Raw genomic sequence first — 9,982 nt, 5'->3', positions numbered from 1 at the left:
GCCAGTCCAGGCGCTCGGTCAGCGGGAACGGGCCCCGCGGCACCAGGTTCTCGTAGGCGAAGCCGCTCATGTGCAGGCGGCCCGGGCCGGGCCAGCTGCTCGCCCGGTCGACCAGGGTGACGATCCGCGCCCCGGACAGCACCACCTTGCCGCGCGGCGGCTTCTCCCCGAGGAAGCGCAGCTCGGGCGTCTGCACCCGGCGCAGCGACAGCTCCTGCTCGTCGGTGAAGGAGAACCGGGCCCGCTCCAGGTCGACCGCGTCCCCGAACCGCCCGTCGTCCAGGCGCACCCCGCCCCGGCACTCGAAGGGCTGGATCCGCGTCCCGCGCGCGGGGGTCACGCCGCTCAGCGGACTGCCCAGGCCCGCCGGGGTGAGGTACAGGGTGCGCTCGACGGTCAGCCGGGGCGCGTTCAGCGCGAACCGCGCCCGCGCGCCCGCCGGCCCCTGCTCGCCCGCCAGCCGCGCCCCGCGCAGGCTGAGCGACACGCCGATCTTCGCGCTGCGCAGACTGAACTCGCCGTGCGCCTGCAGCAGCTCCGCCTGGAGGTCCTGGCCGACCGTCATGCCGTCGGCGGCGATCGAGCGGCCGGTGCGGTCCTGGTGCACGACCGCCTGGCTGAGCAGCAGGTCCGTGCCGATCTGCGCGTCGGTGAGCCGAATCCCGCCCGGGAACCGGCAGCGCGACAGGTGCAGGTCGCCCTCGATGTGCGCACGGGCCGCCTCCAGCCGCGGCGCCGAGCAGTCCACCAGCCGTACGGTCGTGAGGCGGGCCTCCGGCAGGAGGACCTCCCGCTCGAACCGGCAGCCCCTCATCTCCACGTACGGCACCACCGTGCCCCCGGCGAGGTCCAGGGTGCCCGCGATCCGCAGGCCGGTCAGCTTCAGGGACGACACGCGCCCGGCGAGCGCGGGCGGGCCGTCCAGCAGCAGCCGGCAGACGACACGCGCGCGTACGGTCCGCTCGGGTCCCCACGGCAGGCCGCCGTGCGGGTCGTCGACCGCGGCGTCCCCGCTGCGCAGGTCGTACACGCTCCCGTTGCGGAAGGCCTGCCACATCCCCGCCTCGGTGGTGGTCAGGTCCCCGGGCGGGCCCCCGGCGCGGATGCCGGTCCCCTCGGTCACGGCCTTCCCTCCTTCCCCGGCTACTCGTGGGTTCTGCGATGCGTACAACGGGTCATGCCCGTTGTGTGACGGCCTGAACGCGAACAGTGACGAGCCTTTTTCCGTGAGGGCCGCGCGAGGTCGGAGTCCGGAAGCCGCGGGGTTCCGTATCAGCCACTGATACGGGCGGACGGGGCCGGTGCGCCGTCTGAGAGAATTGGAACCGTGATCTCCCGAATCGATCTGCGCGGCGACGCCCTTCCCGAGGGCCCCGCCCTGCGTGACCTGCTGCCCCGGGCCGACTTCGACGTATCGGCCGCCCTGGAGAAGGTGCGCCCGATCTGCGAGGCCGTGCATCATCGTGGCGACGCGGCACTGATCGACTTCGCCGAGAAGTTCGACGGCGTACGGCTGGATTCGGTGCGGGTCCCGGCCCGGGCCCTCGAGGACGCGCTGGAGCGGCTGGACCCGGCCGTGCGCGCCGCCCTGGAGGAGTCCATCCGGCGCGCCCGGCTCGTCCACCGCGAGCAGCGCCGCACCACGCACACCACCCAGGTGGTGCCCGGCGGCTCGGTGACCGAGAAGTGGGTGCCGGTCGAGCGCGTGGGGCTGTACGCGCCGGGCGGCCGGTCGGTCTACCCGTCCTCCGTGGTCATGAACGCCGTGCCCGCCCAGGAGGCCGGCGTCGAGTCGATCGCGCTCGCCTCCCCGCCGCAGGCCGGGTTCGACGGCCTGCCGCACCCGACGATCCTCGCCGCCTGCGCCCTGCTCGGCGTGGACGAGGTGTACGCGGCCGGTGGCGCCCAGGCCGTCGCGATGTTCGCGTACGGCACCGAGTCCTGCCCGCCAGCCAACATGGTCACCGGCCCCGGCAACATCTGGGTCGCCGCCGCCAAGCGCCACTTCACCGGCCGGATCGGCATCGACGCCGAGGCCGGCCCCACCGAGATCGCGATCCTCGCCGACGCCACGGCCGACCCCGTCCACGTCGCCTCCGACCTGATCAGCCAGGCCGAGCACGACCCGCTGGCCGCCGCCGTCCTGGTCACCGACTCCGCGGAGCTCGCCGACGCGGTCGAGAAGGAGCTGGAGCCGCAGGTCGCGGCGACCAAGCACGTCGAGGACCGGATCCGCCCGGCCCTGTCCGGCAGGCAGTCCGCGATCGTCCTGGTCGACGGCCTGGACGAGGGTCTGCGCGTGGTCGACGCCTACGGCGCCGAGCACCTGGAGATCCAGACCGCCGACGCCGCCGCGGTCGCCGACCGGGTGCGCAACGCCGGCGCGATCTTCATCGGCCCCTGGGCGCCGGTCTCCCTCGGCGACTACGCGGCCGGATCCAACCACGTCCTGCCGACCGGCGGCTGCGCCTGCCACTCCTCGGGCCTGTCCGTGCAGTCCTTCCTGCGCGGCATCCACATCGTGGACTACACCGAGGACGCCCTCGCCGAGGTCGCCCACCACGTGGTGACGCTGGCCGAGGCGGAGGACCTGCCCGCGCACGGCGCGGCGATCAAGGCGAGGTTCGGGTGGAAGGTACCGACGAGCAAGTGAGCTTCGGAATCGACGATCTCCCCGTCCGGGACGAGCTGCGCGGCAAGACCCCCTACGGCGCGCCCCAGCTGGACGTCCCGGTACGGCTGAACACGAACGAGAACCCCTACCCGCTGCCCGAGCCGCTGGTCGAGCGGATCGCCGAGCGGGTGCGTGACTCGGCCCGGAACCTGAACCGTTATCCGGACCGGGACGCGGTGGAACTGCGTACTGAACTCGCCCGGTACCTGACGAAGAGTTCCGGGCACCCGGTCGGCGTCGACAACGTCTGGGCGGCCAACGGCTCCAACGAGGTCATCCAGCAGCTGCTGCAGACCTTCGGCGGGCCGGGCCGCACCGCGATCGGCTTCGAGCCGTCGTACTCCATGCACGCGCTCATCGCGCGCGGCACGGGCACGGGCTGGATCTCCGGGCCGCGCGGCGAGGACTTCACGATCGACCTCGCCGCCGCCGAGAAGGCGATCGCCGAGCACCGCCCGGACGTCGTCTTCGTCACCACCCCCAACAACCCCACCGGTAACGCGGTCCCGCGCGAGACGGTGCTCGCGCTGTACGAGGCCGCGCAGGCGGCGAAGCCGTCCATGGTGATCGTGGACGAGGCGTACGTCGAGTTCAGCCACGGCGCCTCGCTGCTGCCGCTGCTGGAGGGGCGGCCGAACCTCGTCGTCTCGCGCACCATGTCGAAGGCGTTCGGCGCCGCCGGGCTGCGCCTGGGCTACCTCGCCGCGCACCCGGCGGTCGTGGACGCCGTGCAGCTGGTCCGGCTGCCGTACCACCTGTCGGCGATCACGCAGGCGACGGCGCTGGCCGCCCTGGAACACACCGACACCCTGCTCGGTTACGTCGAGCAGCTGAAGTCCGAGCGTGACCGGCTGGTCGCCGAACTGCGCGCGACCGGCTACGAGGTGACGGCGTCGGACGCCAACTTCATCCAGTTCGGGCGGTTCGAGGACTCCCACACCGCCTGGCAGAGGATCCTGGACCGGGGCGTCCTGGTCCGTGACAACGGCGTACCGGGGTGGCTGCGGGTCACCGCCGGGACGCCGGCGGAGAACGACGCGTTCCTCGACGCGGTTCGTGAACTGAAGAAGGAACAGGAGCAGAGCGGATGAACCGCGTCGGGCGCGTGGAGCGCACCACCAAGGAGACCTCGGTCCTCGTCGAGATCGACCTGGACGGCACCGGCAGGACCGACATCGCCACCGGAGTCGGCTTCTACGACCACATGCTCGACCAGATCGGCCGGCACGGTCTGTTCGACCTGACCGTGAAGACCGACGGCGACCTGCACATCGACTCCCACCACACCATCGAGGACACCGCCCTCGCGCTCGGCGCCGCCTTCAAGCAGGCCCTCGGCGACAAGGCGGGCATCTACCGCTTCGGCAACTGCACGGTCCCGCTGGACGAGTCCCTCGCCCAGGTCACCGTCGACCTGTCCGGCCGTCCCTACCTCGTGCACACCGAGCCCGAGAACATGGCGCCGATGATCGGCGAGTACGACACCACGATGACCCGGCACATCCTGGAGTCCTTCGTCGCCCAGGCCCAGGTCGCGCTGCACGTGCACGTGCCCTACGGGCGCAACGCGCACCACATCGTGGAGTGCCAGTTCAAGGCGCTGGCCCGGGCCCTGCGGTACGCGTCCGAGCGCGACCCGCGCGCGGCGGGCATCATCCCGTCCACGAAGGGCGCGCTGTGACCGGTCTGTCGACCCTGCTGATCGTCGTCGGCCTGTTCCTGGTCGGCGGCATCATCTCCTTCGTCAAGCAGCAGATGCCCAAGAGCCTCGTCGTGCTGCTGTCCATCGGCGCGGCACTGTGCCTCGTCTCGGGCGTGATGCGGCTGGAGGTGTGGAATTGAGCGTTCCCGGCACGGCCAGGAAGGTCGTCGTCTTCGACTACGGCTTCGGCAACGTGCGCTCGGCCGAGCGGGCCCTCGCGCGCGCGGGGGCCGAGGTCGAGATCACCCGTGACTACGACAGGGCGATGAACGCCGACGGCCTGCTGGTGCCGGGCGTGGGCGCCTTCGCCGCCTGCATGCGGGGACTGAAGGAGGCGCGCGGCGACTGGGTCATCGAGCGCCGGCTGGCCGGCGGGCGCCCGGTGATGGGCATCTGCGTCGGCATGCAGATCCTCTTCGCGCGCGGCATCGAGCACGGGGTGGAGGCCGAGGGCCTGGACGAGTGGCCCGGCACGGTCGAGCCGCTCCAGGCGGACGTCGTGCCCCACATGGGCTGGAACACCGTCCAGGCGCCGGCCGGCTCGGAGCTGTTCGCCGGCCTGGACGCGGACGCCCGCTTCTACTTCGTGCACTCCTACGCCGTCCACGACTGGCGGCTGGAGACGAACAACCCGGTGCTGCGCGCCCCCAAGGTCACCTGGACCACCCACGGCAAGCCCTTCGTGGCCGCCGTGGAGAACGACGCCCTGTGGGCCACGCAGTTCCACCCCGAGAAGTCCGGCGACGCCGGAGCGCAGCTGCTGAACAACTGGATCGGAACCCTCTGATGGCTTCGAAGCTCGAACTCCTCCCCGCCGTCGACGTCCGCGACGGCCAGGCCGTCCGCCTCGTGCACGGCGAGTCCGGGACCGAGACCTCCTACGGCTCCCCCCTCGAGGCCGCCCTGACCTGGCAGCGCTCGGGCGCCGAGTGGCTGCACCTGGTCGACCTCGACGCCGCGTTCGGCACCGGCGACAACCGCGAGCTGATCGCCGAGGTCGCGAAGGCGATGGACATCAAGGTGGAGCTGTCCGGCGGCATCCGCGACGACGACACGCTCGCCGCCGCCCTGGCCACCGGGTGCACGCGCGTGAACCTGGGCACGGCCGCGCTGGAGACCCCCGAGTGGGTCGCCAAGGTCATCGCCGAGCACGGTGACAAGATCGCGGTCGGCCTGGACGTACGGGGCACCACCCTGCGCGGCCGCGGCTGGACCCGCGACGGCGGCGACCTGTACGAGACGCTGGAGCGCCTGGACAAGGAGGGCTGCGCGCGCTACGTCGTCACCGACATCGCCAAGGACGGCACGCTGCAGGGCCCCAACCTGGAGCTGCTGAAGAACGTGTGCGCGGCGACGGACCGCCCGGTGGTGGCCTCCGGCGGCGTCTCCTCGCTCGACGACCTCCGTGCGATCGCCGGCCTCGTGCCGCTCGGTGTCGAGGGCGCCATCGTCGGGAAGGCCCTCTACGCGAAGGCGTTCACCCTGGAAGAGGCCCTGGAGGCAGTGTCGCGATGACGTCCGATGCCGTACGGCGCGTGCAGAGCGGAAGTCCTTGGGAAGAGACCTTCGGTTTCGCGCGCGCCGTCGCGGCGGGCGACCGTGTCCTGGTGGCCGGCACGACGTCCTTCAAGGGACACGTGCTGTACGGGGAGGGCGATCCCTACGAGCAGGCGAAGGTGGCGTTCACCAGCGCGCTGGAGGCGATCGCCCGGTTCGGGCTCGGCCCCGAGTCGGTGCTCCGGACCCGGATGTACCTGACCCACCTGCGGGACGTGGACGAGGTGGGCCGGGCCCACAAGGAACTGTTCGACTCGGTGCGTCCGGTCTCGACCCTGCTGGTGGTCGAGGGCTTCGTCGATCCGCGCATCCTGGTCGAAGTCGAAGTAGAGGCATACAGAGGAGCCGTGGATTCATGACCCTGGCGGTCCGAGTCATCCCCTGCCTGGACGTGGACAACGGCCGGGTCGTCAAGGGCGTCAACTTCCAGAACCTGCGGGACGCGGGCGACCCCGTCGAGATGGCCAAGGTGTACGACGCCGAGGGCGCCGACGAGCTGACGTTCCTGGACATCACCGCGTCCTCGGGCAACCGGGAGACGACGTACGAGGTGGTGCGCCGCACCGCCGAACAGGTGTTCATCCCGCTGACGGTCGGCGGCGGTGTCCGCACGACCGAGGACGTGGACAAGCTGCTGCGGGCGGGCGCGGACAAGGTGGGCGTCAACACGGCCGCGATCGCCCGCCCGGACCTGATCCGGGAGATCGCCGAGCGCTTCGGCCGCCAGGTGCTGGTCCTGTCGGTCGACGCCCGCCGGACCCCCTCCGGGAGCTTCGAGGTGACCACCCACGGCGGCCGCCGCGGCACCGGCATCGACGCGGTCGAGTGGGCCCACCGGGCGGCCGAGCTGGGCGCGGGCGAGATCCTGCTCAACTCCATGGACGCCGACGGCACCAAGGACGGCTACGACCTGGAGATGATCGCCGCGGTCCGCGAGCACGTCACGGTTCCGGTGATCGCCTCGGGCGGCGCCGGCAGGCTGGCCGACTTCCCGCCGGCGATCGCCGCGGGCGCGGACGCGGTGCTGGCCGCCTCGGTGTTCCACTTCGGTGACCTGCGCATCGGACAGGTCAAGGAGACCCTGCGGGAAGCGGGACACCCGGTTCGTTGACCACCGTGCCCCCCGCGTCCGACGGCATGTCCGCCGGTACGTCCGCCGTGCCCGCCGACACGTCCGCGCCCGAACGCCCCGCCCACCGGGACGGCAACGTCCTGCGGTGGCTCGCCGCCTACACGGCCTCGATGCTCGGCGACAACATCTACTACATCGCCCTGTCCTGGGCGGCGGTCCGGGCGGGGTCGCCCGCGCAGGCCGGTGTCGTCATGGCGGTCAGCGCGCTGCCCAGGGCCCTGCTCATGCTGGGCGGGGGAGTGATCGCCGACCGGCTCGGGCCGCGCAAGGTCGTCATCGGCAGCGACGTCGTGCGGTGCGCGGCCGTGCTCGCGGTGGCGGCGCTGCTCTGGGCGACCGGCCCCGGGCTGTGGCCGCTGGCCGTGCTCGCCCTCGTCTTCGGCACCGTCGACGCCGTGTTCATGCCGGCCGTGGGCGCCCTCCCCGCGCGCGTGACGAGCCATGGGCAACTCGCGCGCGTGCAGGGCATGCGCGGGCTGGCGATCCGGTTCGCGAGCGTCGTCGGCGCGCCGCTCGGCGGTCTCGGGGTCGCGCTCGGGGGCGCGGCGGCGGCGTTCGGGCTCGCCGGGCTGCTGATCGCCGTGTCCGTGCCGCTGCTGGTCTCCGTACGGATCCGGGAGCTGCCGCGGGACGACACCGCGGACGCCGGCGGCACCACCGCCTGGCGGGACCTGGTGGGCGGCCTGCGCTACATCCGCCGCCACCGCGTCCTCGCCCCGCTGATGCTGGCCATCGCCCTCGGCGACCTCGGCTTCGTCGGCCCGCTCAACGTCGGCCTGGCCCTGCTGGCCGACGAGCGCGGCTGGGGAGCCTCCGGCATGGGCTGGGCGCTGGCCGGGTTCGGCACCGGGGCGGGCGCGGCCTCACTGCTGCTGACCGTGCGCGGCCGGCTGCCGCGCGCCGGACACGTGGCCGGGTACGCGATCATCACCGGCTCCGTGGCCGTCGGCGCCCTCGCCCACGCCCCGAGCGTCGTCGCCGCCACCGGGGTGGCCGTGCTGATCGGCCTTTTCACCGGCCTCAGCGGCGCCCTGTGCGGGGCGCTGCTGCAGACCCAGTCCGACCCGGCCTACCTCGGGCGGGTCACCGCCGTGTCCGGTCTGGTCAGCCTGGGCCTCACGCCGCTGAGCATGCCGCTGTCCGCCGCGGCGATCGGGGTCTGGGGGACCGGCCCGGTGTTCGCCGTCAGCGCGGTGGTGTGCGGGCTGGGCGGCGTCGTCGTCCTGGCCGCCCGCGACCTGCGGCGCGTCGAACTGCCCCGCTGACCACCGCCTCGGCGTATGGCGGCGCGCTGCGGCAGTGCCCGGCCGCCCGGTCTGCTTCGGGTGCGTCGCTGCCGTGGCCGGTTCGGTCAGCCTGGGTTTCGCGCCACCGAGCGGGCTGGGCGTCGTCGTCCTGGCCGCCCGCGACCCGCGGCGCGTCGAACTGCCCCGCTGACCACCGCCTCGCGGGTGACGGGTCAGAGGCCCAGCTGCTTGGTCTCCGACAGCTTCGCGATCGCGTCCTTGTCGCCGTCCGTCTCGACGCGGGCGGCGCTCTGCCGGCCGAACGCGAACAGCAGGAGCTCCGACGGCTCGCCCGTCACCGTCACCACCGGCGTGCCCCGGTGGGCGACGGCCGTCTCCCCGTTGGGGCGGCGCAGGACCAGGCCCGTCGGGATGCCCCGGCCCAGCAGCCGGGCGGTGCGCTCCAGACGGGACCACAGGGTCTCCTGGAAGACCGGGTCGAGCTCGCGCGGCGACCAGTCGGGCTGGGCGCGGCGCACGTCCTCCGAGTGGACGTAGAACTCGACGGTGTTGGCCGCCTCGTCGATCTGCTTGAGCTGGAAGGGTGAGAAGCGCGGCGGGCCGGTACGGATCAGCTGGAGCAGTTCCTCGTACGGCTTGTCGGTGTACTCCTCCATCACCTTCCGCAGGTGGGGCGCGAGTTGCTTGATCATCTGGCCGCCGGCCGCGTCGGGGCGCCGCTCGCGCACCACCACGTGCGCGGCGAGATCACGGGTGAGCCAGCCCTCGCAGAGGGTGGGCGCATCCGGACCGGCGGTCTCCAAGAGGTCGGCGAGCAGAAGCCGTTCACGCTTGGCAAAGGTCGACATGAGGTAAGCCTACGACTACGCACCGAGTCCGCACAGTGGACGACGCGGACCCGCCGCCGGCCCCGCGCGGCACAATGGCACCCATGACCAGCACGCCCGGCACGCCCGCCCGTCACCCGACCACCGCCCCTCATCGAGGCTCCCCCAGTGCTGGACACCTGGGGGCACCCCCATCGCGCCACAGTGTTCCCGCCAGCAGCCTCGCCCCCGAGATCGCGGCGCGCCTCAAGCGCAGCGCCGACGGGCTCCTGCCCGCGATCGCCCAGCAGTACGACACCGGCGAGGTGCTGATGCTCGGCTGGATGGACGACGAGGCGCTGCACCGCACGCTGACCACCGGCCGCTGCACCTACTGGTCGCGCAGCCGCCGGGAGTACTGGGTCAAGGGCGACACCTCCGGGCACGTGCAGTACGTCAAGTCCGTCGCCCTCGACTGCGACGCCGACACCGTGCTGGTCAAGGTCGACCAGGTGGGAGCCGCCTGCCACACCGGCGACCGCACCTGCTTCGACACCGACGTCCTGCTCGAGGACGTGAAGGACGCCGGTTCCGGCGCACGGGCCGAAGGTCAGTAGGGTCGGCCGCCATGGACCTCGAGACGTTCCGCAAGCTGGCCGGCGACCGCCGCGTCATCCCGGTCACCCGCAAGCTCCTCGCCGACGGCGACACCCCCGTCGCGCTCTACCGCAAGCTCGCCGCCGAGCGCCCCGGCACCTTCCTGCTGGAATCCGCCGAGAACGGCCGTTCCTGGTCCCGGTACTCCTTCGTCGGCGTCCGCAGCGCCGCCACCCTCACCGAGCGCGGCGGCCAGGCCCACTGGCT

The 9,982-nt window shown here is 72.7% G+C and carries 12 protein-coding genes and 1 pseudogene; 11 read left to right on the top strand and 2 right to left on the bottom strand.

Going from position 1 to position 9,982, the window contains the following annotated elements:
- Nucleotides 1-1,123 (bottom strand): oxidoreductase (locus RH94_RS36175; protein ID WP_407697407.1); only part of this gene is annotated, 1,123 nt, incomplete at its 3' end.
- Nucleotides 1,124-1,327: 204 nt separating this feature from the next.
- Between RH94_RS36175 and hisD the strand changes: the two genes are divergently transcribed.
- The 9 genes from hisD to RH94_RS36135 are packed head-to-tail and all read left to right on the top strand — an operon-like array spanning nucleotide 1,328 to nucleotide 8,330.
- On the top strand, nucleotides 1,328-2,653 hold the full coding sequence (gene hisD, locus RH94_RS36170; RefSeq protein WP_073952518.1) for a histidinol dehydrogenase: 1,326 nt from the start codon (nucleotides 1,328-1,330) through the stop codon (nucleotides 2,651-2,653).
- The gene (locus RH94_RS36165; protein WP_073952517.1) at nucleotides 2,650-3,765 is read left to right on the top strand and encodes a histidinol-phosphate transaminase; all 1,116 of its coding nucleotides are present in this window, start codon (nucleotides 2,650-2,652) and stop codon (nucleotides 3,763-3,765) included. The genes hisD and RH94_RS36165 overlap by 4 nt, the downstream gene beginning before the upstream one ends.
- On the top strand, nucleotides 3,762-4,355 hold the full coding sequence (gene hisB, locus RH94_RS36160) for an imidazoleglycerol-phosphate dehydratase HisB (protein WP_073952516.1): 594 nt from the start codon (nucleotides 3,762-3,764) through the stop codon (nucleotides 4,353-4,355). Before RH94_RS36165 ends, hisB begins: the two co-directional genes overlap by 4 nt.
- On the top strand, nucleotides 4,352-4,516 hold the full coding sequence (locus RH94_RS41665; RefSeq protein ID WP_199881134.1) for a hypothetical protein: 165 nt from the start codon (nucleotides 4,352-4,354) through the stop codon (nucleotides 4,514-4,516). Before hisB ends, RH94_RS41665 begins: the two co-directional genes overlap by 4 nt.
- Nucleotides 4,507-5,163: an imidazole glycerol phosphate synthase subunit HisH gene (hisH, locus tag RH94_RS36155; RefSeq protein WP_073952515.1), complete on the top strand. Its 657-nt coding sequence runs from the start codon at nucleotides 4,507-4,509 to the stop codon at nucleotides 5,161-5,163. The genes RH94_RS41665 and hisH overlap by 10 nt, the downstream gene beginning before the upstream one ends.
- A complete protein-coding gene (gene priA, locus RH94_RS36150) occupies nucleotides 5,163-5,891 on the top strand; it encodes a bifunctional 1-(5-phosphoribosyl)-5-((5-phosphoribosylamino)methylideneamino)imidazole-4-carboxamide isomerase/phosphoribosylanthranilate isomerase PriA (protein WP_073952514.1) in 729 nt (242 codons plus the stop codon). Before hisH ends, priA begins: the two co-directional genes overlap by 1 nt.
- Complete coding sequence (locus RH94_RS36145) at nucleotides 5,888-6,292, top strand: RidA family protein (protein ID WP_073952513.1); 405 nt, start codon at nucleotides 5,888-5,890, stop codon at nucleotides 6,290-6,292. Before priA ends, RH94_RS36145 begins: the two co-directional genes overlap by 4 nt.
- Nucleotides 6,289-7,044, top strand: a complete 756-nt coding sequence (hisF, locus tag RH94_RS36140) for an imidazole glycerol phosphate synthase subunit HisF (RefSeq protein WP_073952512.1) — start codon at nucleotides 6,289-6,291, stop codon at nucleotides 7,042-7,044. The genes RH94_RS36145 and hisF overlap by 4 nt, the downstream gene beginning before the upstream one ends.
- A gap of 26 nt (nucleotides 7,045-7,070) precedes the next feature.
- On the top strand, nucleotides 7,071-8,330 hold the full coding sequence (locus RH94_RS36135) for an MFS transporter (RefSeq protein ID WP_073952643.1): 1,260 nt from the start codon (nucleotides 7,071-7,073) through the stop codon (nucleotides 8,328-8,330).
- A 194-nt stretch (nucleotides 8,331-8,524) separates the two neighbouring features.
- On the opposite strand, the gene RH94_RS36130 is transcribed toward RH94_RS36135, so the two are convergent.
- Nucleotides 8,525-9,160 carry a TIGR03085 family metal-binding protein gene (locus tag RH94_RS36130; protein ID WP_073952511.1) on the bottom strand — a complete coding sequence of 212 codons (636 nt, stop codon included), beginning with the start codon at nucleotides 9,158-9,160 and terminating at the stop codon, nucleotides 8,525-8,527.
- Nucleotides 9,161-9,243: 83 nt separating this feature from the next.
- On the opposite strand from RH94_RS36130, the gene hisI reads away from it, so the two are divergent.
- Together hisI and RH94_RS45745 are read left to right on the top strand one after the other, a co-directional pair.
- A complete protein-coding gene (gene hisI, locus RH94_RS36125; RefSeq protein WP_234426282.1) occupies nucleotides 9,244-9,735 on the top strand; it encodes a phosphoribosyl-AMP cyclohydrolase in 492 nt (163 codons plus the stop codon).
- Nucleotides 9,736-9,746: 11 nt separating this feature from the next.
- A pseudogene (locus tag RH94_RS45745) lies at nucleotides 9,747-9,982 on the top strand (anthranilate synthase component I); the annotation flags it as partial.

Source organism: Streptomyces kebangsaanensis (assembly GCF_001906585.1).
Classification (GTDB): Bacteria; Actinomycetota; Actinomycetes; order Streptomycetales; family Streptomycetaceae; genus Streptomyces; species Streptomyces kebangsaanensis.
This window is presented reverse-complemented; position numbering and strand designations above follow the sequence as displayed.